The sequence below is a fragment of the Isoptericola sp. NPDC056618 genome (genome assembly GCF_042792715.1).
Lineage (GTDB): Bacteria > Actinomycetota > Actinomycetes > Actinomycetales > Cellulomonadaceae > Isoptericola > Isoptericola nanjingensis.
In genome coordinates this window covers 1-26,836 of sequence record NZ_JBHTVZ010000025.1, presented here as the reverse complement: position 1 = coordinate 26,836, position 26,836 = coordinate 1, and the positions used below count along the sequence as shown (strand labels likewise).

Annotated in this window: 19 protein-coding genes and 1 tRNA gene; 10 read left to right on the top strand and 10 right to left on the bottom strand. The window is 74.0% G+C overall.

Going from position 1 to position 26,836, the window contains the following annotated elements:
• Positions 1 to 68: 68 nt before the first annotated feature.
• The 6 genes from rho to argS all read right to left on the bottom strand — a co-directional run bounded on the left by rho (position 69) and on the right by argS (position 8,978).
• The gene (rho, locus tag ACFQ8T_RS20305) at positions 69 to 2,072 is read right to left on the bottom strand and encodes a transcription termination factor Rho (RefSeq protein WP_430548281.1); all 2,004 of its coding nucleotides are present in this window, start codon (positions 2,070 to 2,072) and stop codon (positions 69 to 71) included.
• Positions 2,073 to 2,352: 280 nt separating this feature from the next.
• A complete protein-coding gene (gene thrB / locus ACFQ8T_RS20300) occupies positions 2,353 to 3,303 on the bottom strand; it encodes a homoserine kinase (RefSeq protein ID WP_430548280.1) in 951 nt (316 codons plus the stop codon).
• 50 nt (positions 3,304 to 3,353) lie between these two features.
• Positions 3,354 to 4,460, bottom strand: coding sequence for a threonine synthase (gene thrC, locus ACFQ8T_RS20295; protein ID WP_430548279.1), 1,107 nt, complete (start codon positions 4,458 to 4,460; stop codon positions 3,354 to 3,356).
• Between the two features lies 1 nt (position 4,461).
• Positions 4,462 to 5,820: a homoserine dehydrogenase gene (locus tag ACFQ8T_RS20290; protein ID WP_430548290.1), complete on the bottom strand. Its 1,359-nt coding sequence runs from the start codon at positions 5,818 to 5,820 to the stop codon at positions 4,462 to 4,464.
• A gap of 108 nt (positions 5,821 to 5,928) precedes the next feature.
• Complete coding sequence (lysA, locus tag ACFQ8T_RS20285; protein WP_430548278.1) at positions 5,929 to 7,314, bottom strand: diaminopimelate decarboxylase; 1,386 nt, start codon at positions 7,312 to 7,314, stop codon at positions 5,929 to 5,931.
• A complete protein-coding gene (argS, locus tag ACFQ8T_RS20280) occupies positions 7,311 to 8,978 on the bottom strand; it encodes an arginine--tRNA ligase (protein ID WP_430548277.1) in 1,668 nt (555 codons plus the stop codon). The genes lysA and argS overlap by 4 nt, the downstream gene beginning before the upstream one ends.
• Before the next feature lie 130 nt (positions 8,979 to 9,108).
• Here argS and ACFQ8T_RS20275 point away from each other — a divergent pair.
• Both ACFQ8T_RS20275 and ACFQ8T_RS20270 read left to right on the top strand, forming a co-directional pair.
• A tRNA-Arg gene (locus ACFQ8T_RS20275) sits at positions 9,109 to 9,181 on the top strand.
• A 73-nt stretch (positions 9,182 to 9,254) separates the two neighbouring features.
• Positions 9,255 to 9,734 (top strand): hypothetical protein, encoded by a 480-nt coding sequence (locus ACFQ8T_RS20270; RefSeq protein WP_430548276.1) that lies wholly within the window; start codon positions 9,255 to 9,257, stop codon positions 9,732 to 9,734.
• Positions 9,735 to 9,790: 56 nt separating this feature from the next.
• Here the strand turns inward: ACFQ8T_RS20270 and ACFQ8T_RS20265 are convergent, their stop codons facing one another.
• A complete protein-coding gene (locus tag ACFQ8T_RS20265; RefSeq protein ID WP_430548275.1) occupies positions 9,791 to 11,293 on the bottom strand; it encodes an MFS transporter in 1,503 nt (500 codons plus the stop codon).
• A 407-nt stretch (positions 11,294 to 11,700) separates the two neighbouring features.
• On the opposite strand from ACFQ8T_RS20265, the gene ACFQ8T_RS20260 reads away from it, so the two are divergent.
• Genes ACFQ8T_RS20260 through ACFQ8T_RS20240 form a run of 5 tightly spaced genes read left to right on the top strand, consistent with a single transcriptional unit; the run spans position 11,701 to position 16,840 of the window.
• A complete protein-coding gene (locus tag ACFQ8T_RS20260) occupies positions 11,701 to 13,218 on the top strand; it encodes an MmgE/PrpD family protein (protein WP_430548274.1) in 1,518 nt (505 codons plus the stop codon).
• A 26-nt stretch (positions 13,219 to 13,244) separates the two neighbouring features.
• Positions 13,245 to 14,156, top strand: a complete 912-nt coding sequence (gene prpB, locus ACFQ8T_RS20255; protein ID WP_430548273.1) for a methylisocitrate lyase — start codon at positions 13,245 to 13,247, stop codon at positions 14,154 to 14,156.
• A 56-nt stretch (positions 14,157 to 14,212) separates the two neighbouring features.
• Entirely contained in the window at positions 14,213 to 15,370 is a 1,158-nt protein-coding gene (locus tag ACFQ8T_RS20250) for a bifunctional 2-methylcitrate synthase/citrate synthase (protein WP_430548272.1), read from the top strand.
• Entirely contained in the window at positions 15,367 to 16,155 is a 789-nt protein-coding gene (locus ACFQ8T_RS20245) for a class I SAM-dependent methyltransferase (RefSeq protein WP_430548271.1), read from the top strand. Before ACFQ8T_RS20250 ends, ACFQ8T_RS20245 begins: the two co-directional genes overlap by 4 nt.
• Before the next feature lie 58 nt (positions 16,156 to 16,213).
• Entirely contained in the window at positions 16,214 to 16,840 is a 627-nt protein-coding gene (locus ACFQ8T_RS20240; protein WP_430548270.1) for a CYTH domain-containing protein, read from the top strand.
• 252 nt (positions 16,841 to 17,092) lie between these two features.
• Here ACFQ8T_RS20240 and ACFQ8T_RS20235 read toward each other — a convergent pair whose 3' ends face one another.
• The 3 genes from ACFQ8T_RS20235 to ACFQ8T_RS20225 all read right to left on the bottom strand — a co-directional run bounded on the left by ACFQ8T_RS20235 (position 17,093) and on the right by ACFQ8T_RS20225 (position 20,565).
• A complete protein-coding gene (locus ACFQ8T_RS20235) occupies positions 17,093 to 17,947 on the bottom strand; it encodes a D-alanyl-D-alanine carboxypeptidase family protein (RefSeq protein ID WP_430548269.1) in 855 nt (284 codons plus the stop codon).
• A 213-nt stretch (positions 17,948 to 18,160) separates the two neighbouring features.
• Positions 18,161 to 19,198 (bottom strand): hemolysin family protein, encoded by a 1,038-nt coding sequence (locus ACFQ8T_RS20230; protein WP_430548268.1) that lies wholly within the window; start codon positions 19,196 to 19,198, stop codon positions 18,161 to 18,163.
• On the bottom strand, positions 19,195 to 20,565 hold the full coding sequence (locus tag ACFQ8T_RS20225) for a hemolysin family protein (protein WP_430548267.1): 1,371 nt from the start codon (positions 20,563 to 20,565) through the stop codon (positions 19,195 to 19,197). Before ACFQ8T_RS20225 ends, ACFQ8T_RS20230 begins: the two co-directional genes overlap by 4 nt.
• A gap of 216 nt (positions 20,566 to 20,781) precedes the next feature.
• Between ACFQ8T_RS20225 and ACFQ8T_RS20220 the strand changes: the two genes are divergently transcribed.
• The 3 genes from ACFQ8T_RS20220 (at position 20,782) to ACFQ8T_RS20210 (ending at position 26,775) form a co-directional block, all read left to right on the top strand.
• On the top strand, positions 20,782 to 21,519 hold the full coding sequence (locus ACFQ8T_RS20220) for a response regulator transcription factor (RefSeq protein WP_430548266.1): 738 nt from the start codon (positions 20,782 to 20,784) through the stop codon (positions 21,517 to 21,519).
• Positions 21,519 to 22,655, top strand: coding sequence for a sensor histidine kinase (locus ACFQ8T_RS20215; protein WP_430548265.1), 1,137 nt, complete (start codon positions 21,519 to 21,521; stop codon positions 22,653 to 22,655). Before ACFQ8T_RS20220 ends, ACFQ8T_RS20215 begins: the two co-directional genes overlap by 1 nt.
• A gap of 343 nt (positions 22,656 to 22,998) precedes the next feature.
• Positions 22,999 to 26,775 (top strand): multifunctional oxoglutarate decarboxylase/oxoglutarate dehydrogenase thiamine pyrophosphate-binding subunit/dihydrolipoyllysine-residue succinyltransferase subunit, encoded by a 3,777-nt coding sequence (locus tag ACFQ8T_RS20210; RefSeq protein WP_430548264.1) that lies wholly within the window; start codon positions 22,999 to 23,001, stop codon positions 26,773 to 26,775.
• Positions 26,776 to 26,836 lie beyond the last annotated feature (61 nt).

The window sequence follows — 26,836 nt, the reverse complement described above, 5'->3', positions numbered from 1 at the left end:
GCCACACCGCGGAGGCGCCCGGGAAACCCCGGGGGCGCGGGGCCCGGGGGCCCGGCGCACCGGGACGATCAGATCGTCTCGCCCGGGTTCTCGTCCGAGAGCCCGGCCGGCGTCGTCTTCTGCACGTGCAGCAGGAACTCGACGTTGGTCTTGGTCTTCTTGAGCTGGCCGAGCAGCAGCTCGATCGCCTGCTGCTGGTCGAGCGCGCCCATGACGCGGCGCAGCTTGTAGACGATGCCCAGCTCGTCCTTCGACATGAGGATCTCCTCGCGCCGGGTGCCGGACGCGTTGACGTCCACCGCCGGGAAGATCCGCTTGTCCGCGAGGTTGCGGGAGAGGCGCAGCTCCATGTTGCCGGTGCCCTTGAACTCCTCGAAGATCACCTCGTCCATCTTCGAGCCCGTCTCCACGAGCGCCGAGGCGAGGATGGTCAGCGAGCCGCCGTTCTCGATGTTGCGCGCCGCGCCGAAGAACTTCTTCGGCGGGTAGAGCGCCGCGGCGTCCACACCACCGGACAGGATGCGGCCCGACGCCGGCGCCGCGAGGTTGTAGGCACGCGACAGGCGGGTGAGCGAGTCGAGCAGCACGACGACGTCCTGGCCCAGCTCGACCAGGCGCTTGGCCCGCTCGATGGCGAGCTCCGCGACGATCGTGTGGTCCGACGCGGGGCGGTCGAACGTCGAGGCGATGACCTCGCCCTTGACCGTCCGCTCCATGTCGGTGACCTCTTCGGGCCGCTCGTCCACGAGCACCACCATGAGGTGGACCTCGGGGTTGTTCGCGGTGATCGCGTTGGCGATCTGCTGCATGATGATCGTCTTGCCGGCCTTGGGCGGCGCGACGATGAGGCCGCGCTGGCCCTTGCCGATCGGGGCGACGATGTCGATCACGCGCGGCGTGAGACGGGTGGCCTCCGGGTTCTCCAGCCGCAGCCGCTCCTGCGGGTACAGCGGCGTCAGCTTGGTGAACTCGGGGCGCTGGCGCGCCTCCTCCGGCGTCATGCCGTTGATGGAGTCCAGCCGCACGAGCGCGTTGAACTTGCTACGGACGTTCTTGCCCGCCGGCGGCTCCTCGCCCTCGCGGGGCTGACGGATGGCACCGACGATCGCGTCGCCGCGGCGCAGGCCGGACTTCTTCACCTGGTTGAGGGAGACGTAGACGTCACCCGCCCCGGGCAGGTAGCCGCTCGTGCGCACGAAGGCGTAGTTGTCGAGGATGTCGAGCACGCCGGCGACGGGCAGCAGCACGTCGTCCTCGCGCACCTCGACGTCGTCCAGGCCGGCGACGTCCGGGCCGCCCGCACGGCCGCCGCGGTTGCGCTTGCGGTCCCGGCCGCGGTCGCGACCCCGGCGACGGCGCGAACCGCGCTCGTCGTCGTCGTCCCGTCGCGGGCGCTCGTCACGCTGGCCGCCCTGGGCGCCCGAGCGCTGCTGCTGGCCGGAGCCGTCGTTGCCGCGCCCCTGGCCCGAGCGCTGGCCGTCGCCCTCGCCCTGCCCCTGGCCGGCGTTCTGGCCGTTGCCGTTCTGCCCGTTGCCGGACCGGCGGCCGCCGCGCTCGCGCGGGGCCGCGACGGCCTCCGCGAGCTGGGCGAGGCGCGCCTCGCGGTCGGCGTCGTTCTGCTGGCCGCGCTGCTCGCCGCCGCGCTGCTCGTCCCTGGCGGGCTGCTGCTCGGCGGGCGCCTCCGCCGCGCGCTGCTGCGGCGCGGCGTCTCCCTCGGCCGAGCCGGCGGAGCGGGTGGCCCGGCGCGAGCGGCGCGGGGCCTCGGCCCCGTCGGCGCGCGGGGCGCGGGCGTCGCCCGAGGCCTGCCCGGAGCCCTGCTCGGCCGGCGACTGGGCCGGGGCGTCGCTGCGGACCGTCGGCGCCACGGCGGTCGCCGCGGCGACCGGGGCACCGGCGGTGCGCGCGCCCTGGCCGCGGGCGGCCCGGATCGCGTCCTGCAGGTCGCTCTTGCGCATCCGGGACGTGCCCTTGACGCCCATGCCGGAGGCCAGCGCCTGGAGCTCGGCCAGACGCATCGAGCTCAGGTTCCCGGATGCGGCGGCGCCGTTCCGGCTGTCGGTGGTGTTCGTCACGAAGGACCCTTCCCCCTCGTATGCGGCCCGCAGATCTCGGGGCCGGGGTGGTTGCCGTCCGGCGCGGGGAGCGCCGAGACGCGTGGAACCTCGCATCAGTGGTACGACGACGTCGGCTGGCGGGGTTGGTGTTTCACCCTCTCGCGGGACTGGCGCGGCGGTCCTGCACCGCATCGCGACCACCGAGGCACCTGGCTCTGACCGGGCACGCTGGCGCGCCGTGCGGTGGAGAGGGGGTGCCCTCGCGGTCGATCCCGAAGGCTCACCGCATCATATCACCTCACACCCGGCCCCAGGCCGACGCGCCGGCCGTCACGCGGCGCGCCACCGCGCCGTCGTGGTCCACCCCCGGGCGCAGCGCGCGCCAGCCCGCCACGTCGTCGACGAGGTCGGCCAGCACGGCGTCGAGCCGGTCCGTGCCGTCGCCCGCGGTGAGCACGAGGACCGTGGGCCCCGCCCCGGAGATGGTGGCCGCGAGCCCCTCGGCGCGCAGGGCGCGCAGCAGCTCGGCCGAGCCCGCCATCACGCTCGCGCGGTAGTCCTGGTGCAGCCGGTCCTCGGTGGCGTCGAGCAGCAGCTCCGGGCGCCGCGCCAGCGCCTCGACGAGCAGCCCCGCGCGCCCGGCGGTGAACGCCGCGTCGCCGTGCGGCACCTCCGCGGGGAGCACGCCCCGGGCGCGGCTCGTGGCCAGGCGGGCGTCGGGCACCAGGACGGTGGCCTCGATGCGGTCGTCGACGTCCAGGTCCACGGCGCGGGGGCCGTCGCCCGACCGCCACGCCAGCGTCGCGCCACCCCGGATCGCGGGGGCCGCGTTGTCGGGGTGGCCCTCGAACTCCGTCGCGATCCGCAGCACCGCGGCCGCGTCCAGGACGTGGGGGTCGGCGAGGAGCGCACGCGCCGCGACGATGCCCGACACGACGGCCGCCGACGACGAGCCCAGGCCCCGCGCGTGCGGGATGCGGTTGACGCACCGCAGCCGCAGGCCGGTCCGGGGCGCCCCGGCGAGCTCGAGCGTGTGCCGCAGGGCGCGCACGACGAGATGGTCGTCGCCGAGCGGCACCTCCCCCGCCCCCTGCCCCTCGACCTCGATGACGACGTCGTCGCTCGCGAGGAGCTCGACCTCCAGGTCGTCGTACAGCGCGAGGGCCAGGCCCATCGCGTCGAACCCCGGGCCCAGGTTGGCGCTGGTCGCGGGAACACGGACCAGCACGTGGTCGGCGCCGAGCTGCATGCGCGTCTCCCTCTCGGGGCTCGGTCGGAACGGTGTCGGGCGGGAGGGGCTCAGCCGAGGCCGAGCGCGTCGGCGATGGAGACGACGTCGGCGCTCACGCGCGTCGGGGTCACCTCGCCGCCGTCCGGCGTGCGCAGCGCCCACTGCGGGTCCTTGAGCCCGTGGCCGGTGACCGTCACGACGACCCGGGCCCCGGCGGGGACCAGGCCGCGCTCGGCGCGGGCGAGCAGGCCCGCGACGCCGGACGCGGAGGCCGGCTCGACGAACACGCCGACCTCGGCGGACAGGACGCGGTGCGCGGCGAGGATCTGTTCGTCGGTGACCGACTCGATCACGCCGCCGGACGTGTCGCGGGCGGCCTCCGCCTGCTCCCACGACGCCGGGTTGCCGATGCGGATCGCGGTGGCGATCGTCTCCGGCTGGTCGACGGGGTGCCCCAGGACGATCGGCGCGGCGCCGGCGGCCTGGAAGCCCCACATCTGCGGCGTGCGGGTCGCGACCGCGCCGTGCGCGGCGCCGCCGTCCAGGCCCGCGTACTCGCGGTAGCCCTTCCAGTACGCGGTGATGTTGCCCGCGTTGCCCACCGGGAGGCAGTGGATGTCCGGGGCGTCGCCCAGGGCGTCGACGACCTCGAACGCCGCCGTCTTCTGCCCCTCGATGCGGTCCGGGTTCACGGAGTTCACCAGCTCGACCGGGTACACCTCGGCGAGCTTGCGCGCCGCGATCAGGCAGTCGTCGAAGTTGCCGTCCACCTGCAGCAGGCGGGCGCCGTGCGCGATCGCCTGGCTGAGCTTGCCCATCGCGATCTTGCCGTCCGGCACGAGCACGGCGCACGTCATGCCGGCACGGGTCGCGTATGCCGCCGCCGAGGCGGACGTGTTGCCGGTCGAGGCGCACACGACGGCCTTCGCGCCGCGGCCCGCGGCCGCGGAGATCGCCGTCGTCATGCCGCGGTCCTTGAACGACCCGGTCGGGTTCATGCCCTCGACCTTGACGTAGACGTCGGCGCCGGTGCGGTCCGACAGCGCGGGGGCGGCCACGAGCGGGGTGCCGCCCTCGCCGAGCGTCACGATCCGCTCCGCCACGTGGGCGGGCAGCCGGTCGGCGTACTCGGTGATGACACCGCGCCACTGGTGGGCAGGCTGGGGCGTCGGCATGTCAGGCTCCCTCGACTCGCAGGACGGACGTGATCTCGTGCACCGGCTCGAGGCCGCGCACGGCCGCGACCGTCGCGGCGAGCGACGCCTCGCGGGCGGAGTGCGTGGTGAGCAGCAGCGCGGCGGTGCCCTCGGCGACGTCGACGGCGTACGGCTCGTCGGGCGCCTGGCGGACGGTGTCGATCGACACGCCGTGGTCGGCGAGCACCTGCGCCACCTGCGCCAGGACGCCGGGGCGGTCCGCCACGACGAGGCGGACCTGGTAGCGCGTGACGGCGGCGTCGTGCGGCAGCACCGGCAGCGACGCGTACGCGGACTCGCGCGGCCCGCGACCGCCGACCATCCGGTCGCGCGCGGCCGACACGAGGTCGCCGAGCACGGCGGACGACGTCGGGCGGCCGCCCGCGCCCTGCCCGTAGAACATGAGCGGGCCGGCGTCGTCGGCCTCGACGAAGACCGCGTTGAACGCGCCGCGCACCGCGGCGAGCGGGTGCGCGGCCGGCACGAGCGCGGGGTGCACCCGCACGGACACGCCCTCGGCGGTCTGCTCCGCGATCGCCAGCAGCTTCACGACGTGCCCGGTCTGCTGCGCGGCGGCGACGTCGGCAGCGGTCACACGGGTGATGCCCTCGCACGCGACCTGCGCCAGGGAGACCCGGGTGTGGAACGCGAGCGACGCGAGGATCGCGGCCTTCGCCGCGGCGTCGTGCCCCTCGACGTCGGCCGTGGGGTCGGCCTCCGCGTACCCGAGGGTCTGCGCCTCCTTGAGCGCCTCCTCGAGGTCCAGCCCGTGCGTCGTCATCTGGTCGAGCACGTAGTTGGTGGTGCCGTTGACGATGCCGAGCACGCGGCGCACCTGGTCGCCGGCGAGCGACTCCCGCACCGGGCGGACGATCGGGATCGCGCCCGCCACGGCGGCCTCGAACGACAGGTCGACGCCCGCGGCGTCGGCGGCCTCGAAGAGCTCCGGGCCGTGCGCGGCGAGCAGCGCCTTGTTCGCCGTCACGACGCTCGCGCCGCCGGCGATCGCGCGGTGGATGAGCCCGCGCGCCGGCTCGATGCCGCCCATGAGCTCGATGACGAGGTCGGCCCGGTCGACGAGCGCGTCGGCGTCCTCGGTGAGCAGGTCGGCGGGGACGACCGTGCCGACGCCGTCGCGCGGACGGCTCGCGTCGCGCACCGCGATGCCCACCAGCTCGAGGCGCGCCCCGGCCCGGGCGGCGAGGTCGTCGGCGTGCTGGACCAGCGTCTGCGCGACCTGGGAGCCGACGACCCCGCAGCCGAGCAGCGCGACGCGCAGCACCGTGGGGGTCGGGTCGGCCGCCTGGCGGGGACGGGCCGCGGGGACGGCCCCAGTCAGGGGCCCGGACGAGGGGGCTGCAGGCACGGGAGAACCTTCGGAACGGGATGCCGGGACGGGGTCAGGATAGCCGCGGCGCGTCGGCCGCCGGGCCGCCGTCCACGGCCGTCAGCCCAGGTCGAGCGCGAGCAGGTCCTCGACCGTCTCGCGCCGCACCAGGACGCGCGACGCGCCGTCGGCGACGGCGACCACGGGCGGGCGGGTCAGCAGGTTGTAGTTCGACGCCATCGAGCGCCCGTACGCGCCGGTCGCGGCGACGGCGAGCAGGTCGCCGGCGCGCACGTCGCCGGGCAGCCAGGTCTCGTGCACGACGATGTCGCCGCTCTCGCAGTGCTTGCCCACGACGCGCGCGAGCACGGGCTCCGCCGTCGAGGTCCGGCCGACGAGCTCCGCGTGGTACTGCGCCTCGTACAGCGCCGGGCGGATGTTGTCGCTCATGCCGCCGTCGACCGAGACGTAGGTGCGGACGCGGCCGTCGTCGAGCGCGACCGGCTTCACCGTGCCGACCGTGTAGAGCGTCAGCCCCGCGGGGCCGACGACGGCGCGGCCCGGCTCGATCGAGATCCGGGGCAGCGGCGTGCCCAGCTCGGCGCAGACCGCCGCCACGGCGCTCGCCACGTCCTTGGCGATGCGGTCCGGGTCGAGCGGCACCTCCCCCGGCAGGTACGCGATGCCGTACCCGCCGCCGAGATCCACCTCGCCGACCAGCACGCCCGTGCGCTCCGCGAGCTCGGCGCGCAGCCGCAGCACGACGCGCGCCGCCGCCTCGAAGCCCGCCGGGTCGAGGATCTGCGAGCCGATGTGCGAGTGGATGCCCAGCAGGTGCAGCTCAGGGCGCTCGACGGCGGCGAGCAGGGCCCGCATCGCGGGCCCGTCTCCCCCGTCCGGGCCCGGGTTCACCGAGAGGCCGAACTTCTGGTCCTCGTGCGCCGTGGAGATGTATTCGTGTCCGCCCGCGTGCACGCCGGTGGTGACGCGCACCATGACGGGAGCCACGAGCCCGCGGGAGGCCGCGAGCGCCGCCACCCGGTCGATCTCGACGAGCGAGTCGACGATGATGCGGCCGACGCCGGCGTCGAGCGCCGCGAGGATCTCGGCGTCCGACTTGTTGTTGCCGTGCAGGCCGATCTCGGCGCCGGGGACACCGGCGCGCAGCGCGACGGCGAGCTCGCCGCCGGACGCCGTGTCGACGCGCAGGCCCTCCTCGCGCGCCCAGCGGGCGACGGCGACGGTGAGCAGCGCCTTGCCGGCGTAGTAGACGTCCACGCCGGTGCCCACCTCGGCGAACGCCGTCGCGAACGCCGTGCGGTAGCCGCGGGCGCGGGCCCGGAAGTCGGCCTCGTCGAGGACGTAGGCGGGGGTGCCGTGCTGGGCCGCGAGCGCGTCCACGCCGACCCCGCCCACCTCGACGACGCCGTCGTCGCGGCGGCGCACGCCCGTCGACCAGGGGACCCCGAGCACGCCCGTCGTGGCCTGGTTCCCGGCCCCGGTCACATCCGCTCCGGGGCGGAGACGCCGAGCAGGTCGAGGCCGTTGGCCAGCACCTGGCGCACCGCGTCGTTCAGCCACAGGCGCGTGCGGTGCGTGTCCGTGACCTCCTCGTCGGGGTACGGCGTCACGCGGCACTCCTGGTACCACTTGTGGTAGTCCGCGGCGAGGGACTCGAGGTAGCGCGCGACGCGGTGCGGCTCGCGCAGCTCGGCGGCCTGCGTGACGATCCGCGGGAACTCCGTGAGCGCGCCGACCAGCGCCGCCTCGGTCTCGTGCGTGAGCAGCGCGGGGTCGAAGGCGTCGGAGCCGTCGGCCGCGACGCGCGCGACGTCGCGGTCGGCCGCGTTCCGGTCGACGGCGCAGGTGCGCGAGTGCGCGTACTGCACGTAGTAGACGGGGTTGTCGTTGCTCTGCTTGAGCATCTCCTCGCCCGACAGCGACAGCGGCGAGTCCGCGGGGTAGCGCGCGAGCGAGTACCGCAGCGGGTCGGAGCCCAGCCACTCGATGAGGTCGTCCATGTACAGGGCGTTGCCGCGGCGCTTGCCCATCCGCTCGCCGCCGATGTTGACGAGCTGGCCGATGAGCACCTCGATGTTCGCCTCCGGGTCGTCGCCCGCGCAGGCGGCGATGGCCTTGAGCCGGTTGATGTACCCGTGGTGGTCGGCGCCGAGCAGGTAGATCTTGCCCGGGAACCCGCGGTCCTTCTTCGACAGGTAGTACGCGGCGTCGGCGGCGAAGTAGGTGGGCTCGCCGTTCGCGCGGATCATCACGCGGTCCTTGTCGTCCGCGAAGTCCGTGGTGCGCAGCCACACCGCGCCGTCGACGTCGAAGACGTGCCCCTGCTCGCGCAGGCGGGCGACCGCCTGCTCCACGGCGCCCGAGTCGTGCAGCGTGCGCTCGGAGAACCAGACGTCGAAGTGCACGCCGAACGCGTCGAGGGTGCGGCGGATCGCCTCGAGCTGGGCCTGGTAGCCGAGCTCGCGCGCGGTCGTGAGGGCCTCGTCCGCCGGGAGCGACAGGAGGTCGGGCTCCTGCTCGAGCACCTCGGCGGCGCGCTCGGCGACGTACTCGCCGGGGTAGCCGCCCTCGGGCACGTCCTCGCCCTTCGCGCGGGCGATGATCGACGCGGCGAACTTGTCCATCTGCGCGCCCGCGTCGTTGATGTAGTACTCGGCCGTCACGTCGGCGCCGGCCGCGCGCATGATCCGCACGAGCGCGTCGCCGAGCGCAGCCCAGCGGGTGTGACCGATATGCAGCGGGCCCGTCGGGTTGGCGGAGATGAACTCGAGGTTGTGCACCTGGCCCGCGAGGGCGTCCGTGCGGCCGTACGCGTCGCCGGCGGTGACGATCGTGCGCGCGAGCTCGCCCGCGGCACCCGCCTCGAGCGTGATGTTGAGGAAGCCCGGCCCCGCGACGTCGGCCGCCTTGATGCCCGGCGTCGCCGCGAGGCGCGCCGCCAGGTCCTCCGCCAGCGCGCGCGGCGTGGTGCCGGCCTTCTTCGCGAGCTGCAGCGCCACGTTGGTGGCCCAGTCCCCGTGCTCGCGCTGCCGGGGTCGCTCCACGTGCACCGAGGCCGGGACGGCGTCGGCGGGCAGGGCGAGGGTGCCGTCGGCCACGGCCGAGGCGAGGGCAGCGCTGAGTGCTCCGGAGAGCTCGTCGGGGGTCACCGGGCGATTCTACAAAGGCGGCGGGCCGCCAGGTGCTCGCCGTCGTAGGGGGATCGTCCGCCGTGTGCCGTCCGGCGCTCAGGTGCTGGTAGTCTCGTGCACCGTGCCGAGCGGTTTCCGTCCGGCACCCGCGCCTGTAGCTCAGTGGATAGAGCGTCTGCCTCCGGAGCAGAAGGTCGGGGGTTCGAATCCCTTCAGGCGCACCGAGAACGAGGGCGGGTCCGCGACGCGGGCCCGCCCTCGTCGTCTTCCTCCGCTCGCCGCTACGCTCCCGCCGTGAGTCACGGATCCGCGGAGCCGACCGAGGTCTTCGCTCTCTCCCGCAGGTCGTCGGCGTTCGCGCTGCTGGCCGCCGCCGGGTTCATCGCCGTATCAGCGGTGGCCGGCCTGTTCCAGGCACGTCGGCTGCTCCGGCGAGACCGCACAGCACTCGTCCTCGACGCCGTCGGATTCGTCGACCGGGCGTCTCTCTCCGGCGTGGGGCGCGTCGCGTGGTACGAGGCGGTCGGCATGCGCATCGTGGACCACCCGGAACGGACACTGGTCGTCGAGGTGGTCGACCCCGGCGCCGTGGCCGCACGGCAGCCCTCGGCCGCTGGGCGACAGGCCGCGCGGGCGAGCACCAGGATGTTCGGCCCTCCTGTGTGCATCCCGCTGACCGCCGTGGGCCGACGTGAGGGCGACCTCCTCGAGGCCTTCGAGCGCCTGGGACACCTGCGCCCTGGCTTCTACCGCGGGACACCGTCGTCGACGTAGTACCCGCTGTGGGTTCCGTGGAAGGAAGCGGCAGCGGGTACTACGTCGACGTCGCCTCAGTGCGCGGGGACCAGACCCGGCATCGCGTCGAGGTCGAGGTCCGGGTTCTTCTCCTGCGTCTTCACGAGCGCCTTGGCCTCGGCGTCGGTGTCGACCGACGGCATGGAGCCCGGCAGCGGCTTGCCGGCGCTCTCCTTGACGAAGCCGACGGCGACCGCACCCACGAGCGCGAAGCCCATGAGGTAGTAGGCCGGGGCCATGCTCGAGCCGGTGGCCTGCGTCAGCGACTCCACGATGAGCGGCGTCGTGCCGCCGAAGATCGCCAGCGCGACGTTGTAGGCCAGGCCCATCGAGCGGTAGCGCACCGCGGTGGGGAACATCGCGGGCAGCGTCGCCGCCTGCACGCCGACCATGCACGCCACCGGGACCGCCATGAGCACGAGGCCCAGGATCGTGGACCACACGTGGCCCATCGCCAGGAGCAGGAAGGCCGGGGCCGCGAGCACCGCGAGCGAGCCCGCGCCGAACCAGAGCAGCGGACGGCGGCCGACGCGGTCGCTGATCGGGCCGGCGACGAGGATCATCACCGCGAGCAGCACCAGGACGGGCACGGTCAGCAGGGTGCCCGCCGTCGCCTCGTAGCCGAGCGTGTCGGTGAGGTAGGTCGGCATGTAGCTCGTCAGTGCGTAGCCGGCGGTGTTGGCGACGGCCACGAGCACCATCGCGACGGCGAGCGGTCGCCACTGCGAGCGCAGCGTGACGTCGGAGGGCGCGGGCGTCTCGACGCCGTGGGTCTTGGCGGCCTCGGCCGCGACCTGCTGCGCCTGGAACGCCGGGGACTCCTCGATCTTCAGGCGGAACCACACGGCGAACGCGCCGATCGGGCCGGCGACCAGGAACGGGATCCGCCACCCGCCGTCGAGCATGGCCTGCTCGCCCAGCGTCACCTGCAGCACCGTCACGACGACGGCGCCGAGCGCGAAGCCGAGGTAGCTGCCGAAGTCGAGGAACGAGGCGGCCCAGCCGCGGCGGCGGTCGGGGGCGTGCTCGGCGACGAAGGTCGTGACGCCGGCGTACTCACCACCGGTGGAGAAGCCCTGCACCAGCTTGAGGAGCACGAGCAGCAGCGGCGCCGCGACGCCGAGGACGCCGTAGGTCGGCAGCAGCCCGATGAGGAACGTCGAGGCCGCCATCATCACGAGCGTGAAGGCCAGCACCTTCTGGCGGCCGACCTTGTCGCCGATGCGGCCGCACACGATGCCGCCCAGCGGGCGCGCCACGTACGTGGCGGCGAACACGCCGAGGGAGAAGAGGATCTGCACGCCGGACGACGCCTGCGGCAGGAACACGGCACCCATCGTCACGGCCAGGTAGCCGTAGACGCCGACGTCGTACCACTCCATGAGGTTGCCGACGGCGGTGCCGCCGATCGTCTTCTTGAGCATGGAGTTGTCGACGACGGTGACGTCGGAGACGCGGAGCCTGCGGCGCGCGGCCCGGGTGGCCGGAGCGTTCGCGGGGGTGGTGCCGGTCGGTTCCTGAGGGAGTACGGCGGTCATGTTTCCTTCCGTGGCCGGCGCGGCGCGCACGCGGTGTGAACGCAGCGGCCCGGCCCGTGACAGGGAGCCGGCGCCCGCCACGAGGGCGGACGCCGAGCCCGAACATGGGCGGCCACGTTACCGATCCTTGACCGAGAATCAAGTTCGGCAGGGCAACCATGGGTCCGGAGGTGCCCTCGACGCGACGCGCTCACCTGCGGCGACACCGTTCCTTGACACGGTATTCGTGAAGCCCGCCACAGGGCTCTCGGTGTGCCCCCGCACGGCCGTCCGGGCGACGGCCGCCCGCCCTCGCTCGCTGGACCCGGCGCTCACCGGGCGTTACGTTCTCGGAGCGGCCCGGACACGGGCGGCGACGACGCCCGCACACGATGTCTGCTGAGGCCTGCACAGGGAGGACTCCCCGCATGATCGACCACGAGGTCCGCGTCTACCGTTCCGACGAGCCGCTGCCCCGCGAGGGGCAGCTCGCGTGGAAGATCGCGGAGGTCGCGGCCGAGCAGCTCGAGCCCGCCCCGGAGGTCACCGACATGGTGATCAACCGCGTGATCGACAACGCCGCGGTGGCGACGGCGTCGCTGGGCCGCGGCCCGATCCTCGCGGCCCGCACGCAGGCGGAGGCGCACCCGGTCTCCCGGGGCGGCGCGGGCTCGACGGTCTTCGGCTCCCCCGAGCGGACCAGCCCCGAGTGGGCGGCCTGGGCGAACGGCGTCGCCGTGCGGGAGCTGGACTACCACGACACGTTCCTCGCGGCCGAGTACTCGCACCCGGGCGACAACATCCCGCCCCTGCTCGCCGTCGCGCAGCACCTGGGCCGCAGCGGTGCGGAGCTGCTGCGCGGGATCGTCACGGGTTACGAGATCCAGGTGGACCTCGTCAAGGGCATCAGCCTGCACGCGCACAAGATCGACCACGTCGCCCACCTCGGCCCGTCGGCCGCGGCGGGCATCGGCACGCTGCTCGGCCTGCCCACGGAGACCATCTACCAGGCGGTCGGCCAGGCCCTGCACACGACGACGGCGACCCGGCAGTCGCGCAAGGGCGAGATCTCCACGTGGAAGGCCCACGCCCCCGCGTTCGCGGGCAAGATGGCGGTGGAGGCCGCGGACCGCGCGATGCGCGGGCAGACCTCCCCCAGCCCGATCTACGAGGGCGAGGACGGCGTGATCGCCTGGCTGCTCGACGGGCCCGACGCCCGCTACACGGTGCCGCTCCCGGCCGCCGGCGAGGCGCGGCGCGCCATCCTCGACACGTACACCAAGGAGCACTCGGCCGAGTACCAGGCGCAGGCGTGGATCGACCTCGCGCGCCGCCTCGGCACCGAGCGGCCCGAGCTGCGCGACCCGGCGAACGTCGTCGCCGTCGTGCTGCACACGAGCCACCACACGCACTACGTGATCGGCTCCGGCTCCGGCGACCCGCAGAAGTACGACCCCACGGCCAGCCGCGAGACGCTCGACCACTCGATCCCCTACATCTTCACGGTCGCTCTGCAGGACGGCGCCTGGGACCACGTCGGCAGCTACGCCCCCGAGCGCGCCGCCCGCCCGGACACCGTGGACCTGTGGCGCAAGGTCACCACGGCCGAGGACGCCGAGTGGACCCGCCGGTACCACTCGAGCGACCCGGACGAGAAGTCCTTCGGCGGACGCGTGGAGATCGAGCTCGCGGACGGCTCGCGCGTCGTCGAGGAGATCGCCGTCGCGGACGCGCACCCGCTGGGCGCGCGCCCGTTCGCCCGCGAGCAGTACGTGGCGAAGTTCCGCACCCTGGCCGCCGGGGTGCTGGCCGACGAGGAGACCGAGCGGTTCCTCGACCTCGCGCAGCGGCTGCCGGAGCTGTCCGCCGGCGAGCTGTCGGGCCTCACCGTCACGCCGCTCGCCGACCCGCTCGCGACCCACCCCGTCGCGCGCGGCATCTTCTGAGACCCGTTCTGACCCGGAGGGCGACCGTGCTCTACTCGACCACCACCCCCGCCGCCAAGCGCGCCGCGTTCCGCGAGCGGCTGCGCTCCGGCGAGCTCCTGCAGCTGCCCGGCGCGTTCAACCCGCTCGCCGCGCGGCTGATCCAGGACAAGGGGTTCGACGGCGTGTACGTCTCGGGCGCGGTGGTCGCCGCCGACCTGGGGCTGCCCGACGTCGGGCTGACCACCCTCACCGAGGTCGCGACCCGCGCGGGGCAGATCGCCCGCATGACCGACCTGCCGACGCTCGTGGACGCCGACACCGGCTTCGGCGAGGCGATGAACATGGCCCGGACCGTGCAGACGCTGGAGGACGCAGGCGTCGCGGGGCTGCACGTCGAGGACCAGGTGAACCCCAAGCGCTGCGGGCACCTCGACGGCAAGCAGGTCGTGGACGAGCCGACGGCCCTGCAGCGGGTGCGCGCCGCCGTCGCCGCGCGGCGCGACGAGAACCTGCTCGTCATGGCCCGCACCGACGTGCGCGCCGTGGCGGGGCTCGCGACCGCCGTCGACCGCGCGAAGGCGCTCGTCGACGCGGGCGCGGACGCGATCTTCCCCGAGGCGATGCGCGACCTGGCCGAGTTCGAGGCCGTCGCGAGCGCCGTCGACGTCCCCGTGCTGGCCAACATGACCGAGTTCGGCAAGTCCGAGCTGTTCACGACCACGCAGATCGCCGACGCGGGTGTCGCCCTCGTCATCTACCCGGTCTCACTGCTGCGCCTCGCGATGGGCGCCGCGGAGCGCGGCCTGGACGCCCTGCGCGCCGAGGGCTCGCTGACGGGGCAGGTCGAGCACATGCAGACCCGCGCCCGGCTCTACGAGCTGCTCGACTACGGCGCCTACTCGGCGTTCGACACCGGCGTCTTCGACTTCAGCCTGGACGACAACCTGCACGGCTGAGCGCCGCCGCAGCCCGCACGGCAGCACATCCCGTACATCGCAGCGAAGGAGCATCGATGACAGAGCACACCGGGTCCGAGCCCGAGGTCCGACGCGGGCTGGCGGGGGTGGTCGCCGACGTGACGGCCGTCTCCAAGGTGGACCCCGAGACCAACTCCCTGCTGTACCGCGGCTACCCGGTCCAGGACCTGGCGGCGACCCGCCCGTTCGAGGCGGTCGCGTGGCTGCTGTGGCACGGCGAGCTGCCCACGCCCGACGAGCTGGACGCGCTGCGCGCGACCGAGCGCGAGCACCGCCCGCTCGCCGACGACGTGCGCGCCGCCATCGACCTGCTTCCCCTCAGCGCGCACCCGATGGACGAGGTGCGCACGGCGGTGAGCGTCCTCGGCGCGCGCGAGGCCGCGGGCCTCACGGCCCTGGAGGCGGCCGCCGACCCGGACGTCAACCTCGAGCGCAGCGTGCGGCTGTTCGCGGCCCTGCCGGCCATCGTCGCGTACGGGCAGCGCCGCCGCCAGGGGCTGGAGCCGGTCGCCCCGCGCGACGACCTGGACTTCTCCGCGAACTTCCTCTGGACGACCTTCGAGGTCGAGCCGGACCCCGTGGTGGCCGACGCGTTCAACCGTTCGATGATCCTGTACGCCGAGCACTCGTTCAACGCGTCCACGTTCACGGCGCGCGTCGTCACGTCCACGCTCAGCGACCTGCACTCGGCCGTCGTGGGCGCGATCGCGGCGCTCAAGGGGCCGCTGCACGGCGGCGCCAACGAGGCGGTCATGGAGACGCTCGCCGAGATCGGCACCGCCGAGCGTGCGGCCTCCTGGCTCGACGAGGCGCTCGACGCCAAGCGCAAGATCATGGGCTTCGGGCACCGGGTCTACAAGCACGGAGACTCGCGCGTGCCGACGATGAAGGCCGCCCTCGACACCCTGGTCGAGCACTACGACCGCCCCGACCTGGCCGCCCTCTACGACGCGCTGGAGACCGAGTTCGTGCGCCGCAAGGGCATCTACCCGAACCTCGACTACCCGTCGGGCCCGGCCTACCACCTCATGGGCTTCGAGACGGCCACGTTCACGCCGCTGTTCGTCGCCGCCCGCGTCACGGGCTGGACGGCGCACATCATGGAGCAGCAGGCCGCCAACGCCCTCATCCGCCCCCTCTCGGCGTACGTCGGTCGCGAGCGCCGCGAGGTGCCCGGCCCCGCGGACCGATGAGCGCCGACCGGGACGCCGCGCGCCCCGCGTCGTCCTTCGGCGCGGCCGCCGTCGCGTACGCCGAGCACCGCCCGGACTACGCGGCGGCCGCGGTGCGCTGGACGCTGCGGGCGGCGCCGGGCCCGCGGGTGCTCGACCTCGGCGCGGGGACGGGCAAGCTCACCGCCACCCTGCTCGACCCGGCGGTCGTCCCTGGCGCGGAGGTCGTCGCCGTCGAGCCGGACCCGGCGATGCTGGCCGAGCTGCGGCGGGGCCTGCCGGGCGTCCGCGCCCTGGCGGGCAGCGCCGAGTCGATCCCGCTGCCCGACGGCTCCGTCGACGCCGTGCTCGCGGGCAACGCGCTGCACTGGTTCGACCTGGCGGTCGCGGGGCCCGAGATCGCCCGCGTGCTCGCCCCCGGCGGCGTCCTGGCCGGGCTGTGGAACCTGCTGGACGACGACGTCGCCTGGGTCGCCGGGCTCGCCGAGGCGAGCGGGAGCGCGGCCGTGGGGCCGCGGGACACACCGACCGCCTGGCGCCGCGCGACCGACGGCGTGCTCCCGCCCGCCGGGGAGGCGTGGTCGGCCCGGGCGGAGCGGGCCGAGTTCCCGCACGGTCAGCGCCGCACCGCCGACTCGCTCGTCGCGACCCTCGCGACCCGCGCCGGGATGCTCGTCATGCCGGAGGCGGAGCGCGCGGCCACGACCGGGCGGATCCGCGCGTATCTCGCGGGCAGGCCGGAGACGGCGCGGGGCGAGTTCACCCTGCCGATGCGCACGGGCGTGCTGCGCGCGCGGCGCACCTGAACCGACACCGCCGGGCCGCGGGACCGGACCGTCGTCGCGGCGCACTAGGCTCGCAGTCATGTCCGCCGACTACTCCGACTTCGAGTTCGAGCGCCGGTTCTTCGTCCGCGAGCTGCCGGACGCGCTGCGCGACGCGCCCGCCCTGATCGTCCAGTCCTACTTCCTGTCCGACGGCGGCTACGCGCTGCGCGTGCGGGTGCAGGCCACGGGCGTCGAGGCACGGCTGGGCCCCGACAGCGACGCGCGGGACGTCCTCGAGCTCTACCGCTCGCGCGTCGACCTCGCCGCGGTCACGGTCAAGGGCCCCTCGGTGGGCGGCACCCGGTACGAGGCGGAGCGCCCGCTCGAGCCGAACGTCGGCGCGGAGCTGGTGCGCCGCGGCGGCGCCCAGGTCATCAAGACGCGCTACGCGGCCTGGCTGGGCGCCGACGGCTGGTCGATCGACGTCTTCGGCGGCGCCAACGCGCCGCTCATCGTCGCCGAGTGCGAGCGCTCGGGCCCGGTCACGGACCTCCAGATCCCCGACTTCTGCGTCACCGAGCTCACCGACGACCGCCGCTTCTCCAACGAGTCCCTCGCCGTCGACCCCTTCCGCGGCTGGTCCGCCGCGTACGCCCAGGAGCTCGCCACCCAGGGCCCCCGCTTCCGCGACGACTTCGGCGGCAACACCACGATCACCACCTGACGGCCCAGCACCCGCTCGGCGCCGCCCCCGCTCCCGAGCAAGGGCGCGTGAGAGTCGACACGACCCGGGTCGCGCACTGTCCGAGGCACCGCGACGGGTGCGGGCTCAGGAGAGCGGGAGGTGCAGGATCCTTCGCGCGGTCGTATCCCTCCCGAAGTGGAGCGCCCCCTGGGGCGCGTGAACGCGACCGCGCGAAGGATCCTGCACCTCCGGCGGCCGTGAGCAGGCGAGCGAGGGAGCACCACAGAGGGCTCAGTGCCAGGGCGTGATCTCCACGACGCCGGGCTTGTACTCGAAGTGCCACGGCTCGTAGTTGCCCATGCCGCCCCGCTGCGCCCACGGCGGGTTCTCCCACCCGTACGCCGGCCCGTTCTCCCACAGCCACCCGTAGACCTCGCTGGAGCGGTACTCGTCGCCGCACAGGTCGATGGCGAGCCCCCACCCGTGCATGGACGTGCCGGGGGTGGCGGCGAGGTAGCCGCGGCTGGCCTTGACGGCGTACTGGGAGGAGATGGAGCGGTAGCTGTCGACCAGGCACAGGTCGCGGCCGAAGCGGACGCGGAACGCCTCGTTGAGGGCGCTGAGGGCGACGGCGGCGTCCGCGCGCAGCTTCTCGCCGGGCTGCCAGATGTCGCAGAGCGAGTGGTCGGCGAGGCTGCCGTTGCCGCCGTCGATGGAGGCTCCGGAGTCACAGCCGGGCAGGGGGCTGCGCTCGGCGGTACGGCTGGCGGCGGACGCCTCGACGCGCACGTCGCGGGGCGCGGCGGCGATGCCCTGGGAGGTGCGGGGGGTCTCGACGCCCTGCTCGAGGAGCGCCAGCGTGGAGGGACCGGTGGGCTGGGTGTCGAGGTCGAACGGGGTGCCGCCGTGCGCCTGGCCGTCGGTGACGAGGGGCGCGGCGATGGTGGCGGCGGCGAGCGAGCCGAGCACCGTCAGGCGGGTGACCCAGGCGTGCCCGGCGGGGGCGGCGTGCCGGCCGCCGGAGCGGTCGCCGCGGGCGGCAGCGGGGCGCTTGCGGGGCTTCTTGCCGGCCCGGGCGAGCTCCGCCTCCCGCATCTCGCGACGGGAGCGCGGCGTGGCTGCGTCACCCTGCGACGTCGCCTCCACGGCACCTCCGCGCTCGTGCTCCGGGCGGCCGCCATGGTCGCCCGTGCTCCTCGGACCCGAACACGGACCGCCCGGCGTCGCGTGCCCTGCGCGCGACCGACGAGGCGATCCGTCACGGAACCATAACGGGGTCGGGCTCCCCCGCCAAGTCCCCGTTCACAGGCGGTCAGGCCGCGGCCGGGGCCGCGCGGCGTGGGAGGGTGTCCACCCTGCTCACGGTCGGCGCTGCATCGCGTCGCGCACCTCGCCCACGAGCTCCTCGAGGATGTCCTCGAGGAACACGACGCCGAGCACGCCGTCGGGCCCCTCGACGCGGGCCAGGTGCGCCCCGGAGCGCTGCATGGCGCGCAGCGCGTCCTCCACCTCGTCGGCGGGCCGCACGGACGCGAGCGCGCGCACGCGCCACGCCGGCACCGGGTCGAACCGGTCGCCGTTCGACGCGTACAGGACGTCCTTGAGGTGCAGGTAGCCGCGCAGGGCGTCGTCGTCGCCCCGCACGGGGAACCGGCTGAACCCGGTGCGCGCGACGAGGTGCTCGACGTCGTCGGGCGTGGTGCGGGGGTCGACGGTGACCAGCTCGTCCACGGCCACCATGACGTCGCCCGCGGTGCGCGAGGAGAACTCGATGGCCCCGGCCAGGAGGCCCTGCTCGTCGCGGAGCACGCCCTCGGCCTGCGAGTGCTCGACGATCGACTGCACCTCCTGCGCCGTGAACGCGGAGGCGACCTCGTCCTTCGGCTCGACCCCCGCGAGCCGCACGGCATGGTTCGCGACCCAGTTGAGCGCCGAGATCACGGGGCGCACGGCGCGACCGAGCAGCACCAGCGGCGGCGCGAACCAGAGGGCGGCCGTCTCGGGGCCGGCGACGGCGAGGTTCTTGGGCACCATCTCGCCGAGCACCACGTGCAGGTACACCACGATCGCGAGCGCCAGGACGAGCGAGACGGGGTGCAGCAGCGCCTCGGGGACCCCCAGGGCCTCGAAGGGCACCTCGAGCAGGTGGGCGAGGGCGGGCTCCGCGACGATGCCCAGGCCGGTGGAGCACACGGTGACCCCGAGCTGCGCGCACGCGAGCATGAGGGAGACGTGCTCCATCGCCCACAGGGCGGTGCGGGCGCGCCGGTCGCCGGCCTCGGCCCGCGGCTCGATGGCGCTGCGGCGCGCGGAGATGACGGCGAACTCGGCGCCGACGAAGAACGCGTTGCCGGCGAGCAGCAGCACGCCGACCAGCAGGGCGGTCCCGGTGCTCATCGGCCCGCCTCCCCGTGCCGGGTCCCGGCCGGGTCGACGGCGAGCACGCGCAGCCGCTCGACGCGCCGCGCGTCCATCGCCTCGACGCGCAGCAGCACCCCGTCGGTCTCGATCTCGTCGCCCACCTCGGGCACCCTCCCCAGCTCCGCCATGACCAGGCCGCCGAGCGTCTCGTAGGCCGGCCCCTCGGGCACCACCAGGCCGGTGCGCTCCTCCAGCTCGTCGGGGCGCAGCACCCCGGGCACGACCCACGACCCGTCGGCGCCGCGCACCACGCCGGCGCGGCGCGGGTCGTGCTCGTCGGCGACGTCGCCCACGAGCTCCTCGACGACGTCCTCCAGCGTGACGATCCCCGAGGTGCCGCCGTACTCGTCGACGACCACGGCCATCTGCAGCCCGAGACCCCGGAGCTCGACGAGGAGCGGCCCGAGCCGGACCGTCTCCGGGACGCGCGGCGCGTCGACCATGAGCGCGGCGGCCGGCACCTCGCCGCGGCGGTCGTGCGGCACGCCGACGGCGCGGCGCAGGTGCACGAGGCCGACGACGTCGTCGCGGTCCTCGCCGATCACCGGGAACCGGGAGTGGCCGGTGCGCCGGGCGAGGGCCACGACCTCGGCGGCCGTCGTGTCGCGCTCGACGACGGCCATCCGCATGCGGTCGGTCATGACGTCGCGCGCCGACAGCTCGTCGAGCTCGAGGGAGTTGGTCAGCAGGGTCGCGACCGACTGGTCGAGCGTGCCCTCCTGCGCCGAACGTCGGACGAGCGACAGCAGCTCCGAGGAGGACCGCGCGCCGGACAGCTCCTCGCGGGGCTCGACCCCGACCCTGCGCAGCAGCGCGTTGGCCGAGCCGTTGAGCACGGCGATGAGCGGCCGGAACAGCATGGTGAACACCCGCTGCACGGGGACGACCAGCCGCGCCGTCGCGTGCGGGGCGGACAGCGCGAAGTTCTTCGGGATCAGCTCGCCGAACAGCATCGAGAACGCGTTGACGACCACGAGGGCCAGCACGACCGCGAGGACCCCGGCGACGCCCTGCCCCATCGCCGTGGCGGCGAACGCCTCGGAGAACAGGGACAGCAGCGCCGGCTGGGCGGTGTAACCCAGCAGGATCGTGGTGATGGTGATGCCGACCTGGGCGGAGCTGAGCTCCGTGGACAGGTGCTTGAGCCCGGCGCGGACGGCGCGGTCCCGTCGGTCCGACGGGCGCGCGGTGTCGTGGCCGGGCGAGGGACTGTCGCCCTCCTCGTCGTCGGCCCCGAGGACGGCCGGGTCGAGGGTGACGAGGGAGAACTCGCTGGCGACGAACACCGCGGTGCCCGCGGTGAGCACCACGCCGAGCACGATCATGAGGACGTCGCCTAGCACGGGCGGCTCCCGGTCGTGCGGCGCGGCGCGGCCGGGTGGCGGGGCGGCGGGGTGGCCAGGCGGGACGGCGCGGGCGACCCCGCGCGATATCGGCTCTCGTCCATCGTGCTCCGATGGTATCGGGACGGAGCCCGCGGGCGAGTCGGCGTCCGCGCGGGAGAGCCCCGGACAGCGTGTACTCAGCGCTCCCCCAGGGAGCCGGTGCAAGATGGCACCATGACCACCGCGACCCCTCCGAGCAGCCCGGGCGCCTCGGGCCAGCAGAACGCCACCGTGCTCGTCGTCGAGGACGAGCCCGCGATCGCGGCCGCCATCGCCCAGCGCCTGTCCGCCGAGGGCTGGCGGGTCGAGGTCGCGCGCGACGGCCTCGCCGGCGTCGACGCCGCCTCCCGCCTGAACCCGGACGCGATCGTGCTGGACGTCATGCTGCCCGGGATCGACGGGCTCGAGGTCACCCGCCGCATCCAGGCGGAGAACCCGATCCCCATCCTCATGCTCACGGCGCGCGACGACGAGACCGACATGCTCGTCGGCCTCGGCGTCGGCGCCGACGACTACATGACCAAGCCGTTCTCCATGCGCGAGCTGGTGGCGCGCGTCAAGGCGCTGCTGCGACGCGTGGAGCGTGCGCAGCAGGCCGCGGTGACGACCCCCGCCGACCCGCCGATGGTCATGGGCGACGTCACGATCGACCGGGCCCAGCGCCGCGTGCACCGCGCGGGCGACGAGGTGCACCTCACGCCGACCGAGTTCGAGCTGCTGGTCATGCTCGCGAGCTCGCCCAAGACCGTCCAGACGCGCGAGCGCCTGCTCGCCGAGGTGTGGGACTGGGCTGACGCCAGCGGCACCCGCACCGTCGACTCCCACATCAAGGCGCTGCGCCGCAAGCTCGGGCCGGACCTCATCCGCACCGTGCACGGCGTCGGGTACGCGTTCGAGCCGCCGGAGGCCTGATGGACCCCGCCCCCGGCGACGACGACGCCGGGCCGGCCGCGCCGCGACGCAAGGAGCACCACCGGCTGCCCGACGTCCGTCCGCTGGACCCGCTGCGGTCGCTCAAGACCAAGCTCGGCGTGCTGGTCGTGGCGACGGTGACGTTCGCCGTCCTCATCACGTGGATCGGCCTGCAGAACGAGCTCGGCCCCACCCGCACGCTGCCCCTGGCGATCTTCCTGTCCCTGGTGATCGTGCAGCTCCTCGCGCGCGGCATGACGTCGCCGCTGCGGGACATGACGGCTGCCGTGCAGGCGATGGCGGCGGGCGACTACTCCATCCGCGTGCGCGCCACGAGCCGCGACGAGGTGGGCCAGCTCGCCGAGGCCTTCAACGTCATGGCCGCCGACCTCGACGCCTCCGACCGGGTGCGGCGCGAGCTCATCGCCAACGTGTCGCACGAGCTGCGTACCCCGGTGGCGGCGCTGCAGGCCCAGCTCGAGAACATGGTCGACGGCGTCACCGAGCCGACGCCGTCGGCCCTCGAGCTGTCGCTGGAGCAGACGGAGCGGCTCACCCGCCTGGTCACGTACCTGCTCGACCTGTCGCGGGTGGAGGCCGGCGCGTCCGCGCTGGTGCTCAGCGAGTTCTCCGTGGGCGACTTCCTCGAGGAGTCCGCGCAGGCGATGTCGATGGTCGACGCGGCGAAGGGCCTCAGCTACGTCGTCGACGTCACCCCGCCGGACCTCGCGCTGGAGGCCGACGTCGAGAGGCTGCGCCAGGTGGTCACCAACCTGCTGCAGAACGCGATCCGGCACTCGCCCCATGCCGGGACGGTGCGGCTCGACGCCTACCCCGTGGACGACGACGTCGTGCTCGAGGTGAGCGACGAGGGCCCCGGCATCGCGCCCGAGGACCGCGGCCGGATCTTCGAACGGTTCGCGAGCGGCGCGGCCGCCGGTCGCCCGCACGCCGCGCCGCCGTCCGGCATGGCGAGCGGCGGCACCGGAATCGGCCTCGCCATCGTCCGCTGGGCGGTCGACCTGCACGGCGGGCACGTCGAGGTCGCCGACACCGACCGCGGCGCGACGATGCGCGTGACGCTGCCCGCGCAGGCCCGGCCCGCCCCCGGCGTCACGAGCGAGCCCTCCGAGTGATCCCGTGCCCGGCCCGCGCCCGCGGCGCCGGCGTGAGGTTGGTCACACTCGTCCGTCACAGGACGGCCCGCGTGGTCCGGACATGACGTCGGAACACGGAGTCATCGGGTCGACCCGAGGAGTCGTTGCCCACCCCATTACCGGACGGTCACGATGCCACGTCGTGAGCCCGGGAACGGCCGTCTGACGCCGCTCGGCCTCCCCGGTCGGACACCGCGAAGGACGTAGGCTGGACCTGCGCACCGGCGCTGTCGGGCGCATTTCCGGTCGAACGAGTTGCAACTGTGTGAAAGTGGGCGATCCGCGCGTGGTGTCCCCGAAGGACGGGTCAGAGTCGATCAGCGTGGCGAGCGCGTTCGGAGCCAACGAATGGCTTGTCGACGAGCTCTACGAGCAGTACCTGAAGGACAAGAACGCGGTGGACCCCGCGTGGTGGGACTTCTTCGCCGACTACGAGCCGGGTGAGACCAACGGCGCCACGGCGGACGCCGCGCCGGCTGCACCCGCGCAGCCCGCGGCACCGGCTGAGCCCCAGACGCCGGCCCCGGCGCAGGCCCCGGCCCCCGCGGCCCCGGCCGGCCGGTCGGGCACCGCCGCCGCCGAGACCGCGAAGTCCGAGCGGAAGGCCTCGAAGCCGGCCCCGGTCCCGGCCGACCCCGCGGTGAGCGCCGTCCGCCCGGTCGCCGAGGCCCTGCCCTCGACCGCGCCCTACGCCGAGGTCGCGAAGTCCTCGCCGAAGGCCACCGAGGACGAGGCCACCGACGACGTGCAGAAGCTGCGCGGCCCCGCCGCGCGCGTCGTCACCAACATGGAGGCCTCGATCGAGGTCCCGACCGCGACGTCGGTGCGCGCCGTGCCCGCCAAGCTCATGGTGGACAACCGCATCGTCATCAACAACCACCTCGCGCGCGGCCGCGGCGGCAAGATCTCGTTCACGCACCTCATCGGGTTCGCGCTCGTCGAGGCGCTGTCCGACATGCCGGTGATGAACGCGCACTACGAGAGCATCGACGGCAAGCCGCACGTCGTGCAGCCGGCCCACGTCGGCTTCGGCCTCGCGATCGACCTCGCCAAGCCGGACGGCTCGCGCCAGCTGCTCGTGCCCAGCGTCAAGAAGGCCGAGGAGCTCGACTTCGCCGGCTTCTGGGCCGCGTACGAGGACCTCGTGCGCAAGGCGCGCGGCGGCAAGCTCGGCATGGACGACTTCGCCGGGACCACGATCTCGCTGACCAACCCGGGCGGCATCGGCACCGTGCACTCCGTGCCGCGCCTCATGGCCGGGCAGGGCACGATCATCGGCGTCGGCGCCATGGACTACCCCGCGGAGTTCGCGGGCGCGTCCGTGGAGCAGCTCGCCCGCATGGGCATCTCGAAGGTCATGACGATCACGTCGACCTACGACCACCGCATCATCCAGGGCGCGCAGTCCGGCGAGTTCCTCAAGGTGCTCGCGAACAAGCTGCTCGGCCTGGACGGCTTCTACGACCGCGTGTTCGCGGCCCTGCGCGTGCCGTACGAGCCCGTGCGCTGGGTGCGCGACAACACCGTGGACGCCGACGTCGAGGCCGCGAAGCCGGCCCGGATCGCGGAGCTCGTCCACTCCTACCGCTCGCGCGGCCACCTCATGGCCGAGACCGACCCGCTCGCCTACCGCCAGCGGAAGCACCCCGACCTGGACATCCAGAGCCACGGCATGACGCTGTGGGACCTGGACCGCCAGTTCCCCACGGGCGGCTTCGGCGGCAAGACCAAGGACACGCTGCGCGACATCCTCGGCCTGCTGCGCGACTCGTACTGCCGCACCATCGGCGTCGAGTACATGCACATCGCCGACCCGGCCCAGCGCAGGTGGCTCCAGGAGCGGCTCGAGTCGGGCTACGCCCGCACGCCCCGCGAGGACCAGCTGCGCATCCTGCGCCGCCTGAACTCCGCCGAGGCGTTCGAGACCTTCCTGCAGACCAAGTTCGTCGGGCAGAAGCGCTTCTCGCTCGAGGGCGGTGAGTCGGTCATCCCGCTGCTCGACGCGATCCTGTCGCGGGCCGCCGAGGGCGGGCTCGACGAGGTCGGCATCGGCATGGCGCACCGCGGCCGCCTCAACGTGCTGGCGAACATCGCCGGCAAGAGCTACGGCCAGATCTTCAAGGAGTTCGAGGGCCAGCTCGACCCGAAGAGCGTGCAGGGCTCCGGCGACGTGAAGTACCACCTCGGCACCGAGGGCGTCTTCACCGCCGAGTCGGGCGCCACGACCAAGGTGTACCTGGCGGCGAACCCGTCCCACCTCGAGGCGGTCGACCCGGTGCTCGAGGGCATCGTGCGGGCCAAGCAGGACCGCATCGACCTGGGCGGCGACGGCTTCTCCGTGCTGCCGATCCTGCTGCACGGCGACGCGGCCTTCGCGGGCCAGGGCGTGGTGCCCGAGGTGCTCAACCTCGCGCAGCTGCGCGGGTACCGCACGGGCGGCACGATCCACGTGATCATCAACAACCAGGTGGGCTTCACGACCGGGCCGTCGTCGTCGCGCTCCACGACGTACGCGACCGACGTCGCGAAGGGCTACCAGATCCCCGTCTTCCACGTGAACGGCGACGACCCCGAGGCCTGCGTCCGCGTGGCCGAGCTGGCCTTCGCCTACCGCGAGCAGTTCGACCGCGACGTCATCATCGACATGGTCTGCTACCGCCGCCGCGGGCACAACGAGGGCGACGACCCGTCGATGACGCAGCCGCTGATGTACAACCTCATCGAGGCCAAGCAGTCGGTGCGCAAGCTGTACACGAAGAACCTCGTGGCCCGCGGCGACATCACGGTCGAGGAGGCCGAGCAGGCGCTGCAGGACTACCAGGCGCAGCTCGAGCGGGTCTTCACCGAGACCAAGTCGGCCGGCAAGGCCAGCACGCCCGACGGCGAGGACGAGATCCTCGGCCTCGAGCGCCCGGAGGCGCAGCGCGAGGGCGCCGGCGACATGGTGGGCTGGCAGACGGCCGTCCCGCACGCCGTGCTCGAGCGCGTGGGCGCCGTCCAGGTGTCCGCCCCCGAGGGCTTCACGGTGCACCCGAAGCTCGCCCAGATGCTGCAGAAGCGGCAGCTCATGGCGAAGGAGGGCGGCATCGACTGGGGCTTCGGCGAGCTCGTCGCCTTCGGGTCGCTGCTCATGGAGGGCACCCCGGTGCGCCTCGCCGGGCAGGACTCGCGCCGAGGCACCTTCGTCCAGCGCCACGCCGTGCTGCACGACCGCAACACGGGTGCCGAGTGGACGCCGCTGCTGTACCTGTCGGGCGACCAGGCGAAGTTCTGGGTGTACGACTCCTCGCTCAGCGAGTACGCCGCCCTCGGCTTCGAGTACGGCTACTCGGTCGAGCGCCCGGACGCCCTCGTGCTCTGGGAGGCGCAGTTCGGCGACTTCGTCAACGGCGCCCAGACGGTCATCGACGAGTTCATCTCGTCGGCCGAGCAGAAGTGGGGCCAGCACTCGTCGCTGGTCATGCTGCTGCCGCACGGCTACGAGGGCCAGGGGCCGGACCACTCGTCCGCCCGCATCGAGCGCTTCCTGCAGCTCTCGGCCGAGAACAACATGACGGTGGCGCAGCCGTCCACCCCGGCGTCGTACTTCCACCTGCTGCGCCAGCAGGCGTACGCCCGGCCGCGCCGCCCGCTGGTCGTCTTCACGCCGAAGCAGCTGCTGCGCCTCAAGGCGGCGGCCTCCAGCGTCGAGGACTTCACCACCGGCACCTTCGAGCCGGTGCTGCCGGACACGTCGGTGGACGCGGCGCAGGTCGACCGCGTGCTGCTGTGCACCGGCCGCGTCTACTACGACCTGCTCGCCGAGCGCACCAAGCGCCAGGACACCCGGACCGCCATCGTCCGCCTGGAGCAGCTCTACCCGTTCCCGGAGGAGCAGCTCCGCGCGCAGCTGGCGCAGTACCCGGACGCCGACGTCGTGTGGGTCCAGGACGAGCCGGAGAACCAGGGCGCCTGGTCCTTCCTGCACCTGGCGCTCCCGGACGACATGCCGCGCGTGCGCGTCGCGTCCCGCCCGGCGTCCGCGTCGACCGCCGCCGGCACGGCCAAGCGGCACAAGGAGCAGCAGGAGATCCTGGTCGCCCAGGCCTTCGACCGCTGACCCTGCCGAGGTCATGGAGATCTCGCCGAGGGAGTACGAGGGCGGCCGCACCACGTGGTGC

Coding starts and splice junctions, on each gene's coding strand:
- thrB (WP_430548280.1), bottom strand. CDS start 3,303: ATGCAGCTCGGCGCCGACCACGTGCTGGTCCGTGTTCCCGCGACCAGC.
- thrC (WP_430548279.1), bottom strand. CDS start 4,460: ATGCCGACGCCCCAGCCTGCCCACCAGTGGCGCGGTGTCATCACCGAG.
- ACFQ8T_RS20265 (WP_430548275.1), bottom strand. CDS start 11,293: ATGACCGCCGTACTCCCTCAGGAACCGACCGGCACCACCCCCGCGAAC.
- ACFQ8T_RS20260 (WP_430548274.1), top strand. CDS start 11,701: ATGATCGACCACGAGGTCCGCGTCTACCGTTCCGACGAGCCGCTGCCC.
- ACFQ8T_RS20250 (WP_430548272.1), top strand. CDS start 14,213: ATGACAGAGCACACCGGGTCCGAGCCCGAGGTCCGACGCGGGCTGGCG.
- ACFQ8T_RS20245 (WP_430548271.1), top strand. CDS start 15,367: ATGAGCGCCGACCGGGACGCCGCGCGCCCCGCGTCGTCCTTCGGCGCG.
- ACFQ8T_RS20240 (WP_430548270.1), top strand. CDS start 16,214: ATGTCCGCCGACTACTCCGACTTCGAGTTCGAGCGCCGGTTCTTCGTC.
- ACFQ8T_RS20230 (WP_430548268.1), bottom strand. CDS start 19,198: ATGAGCACCGGGACCGCCCTGCTGGTCGGCGTGCTGCTGCTCGCCGGC.
- ACFQ8T_RS20220 (WP_430548266.1), top strand. CDS start 20,782: ATGACCACCGCGACCCCTCCGAGCAGCCCGGGCGCCTCGGGCCAGCAG.
- ACFQ8T_RS20215 (WP_430548265.1), top strand. CDS start 21,519: ATGGACCCCGCCCCCGGCGACGACGACGCCGGGCCGGCCGCGCCGCGA.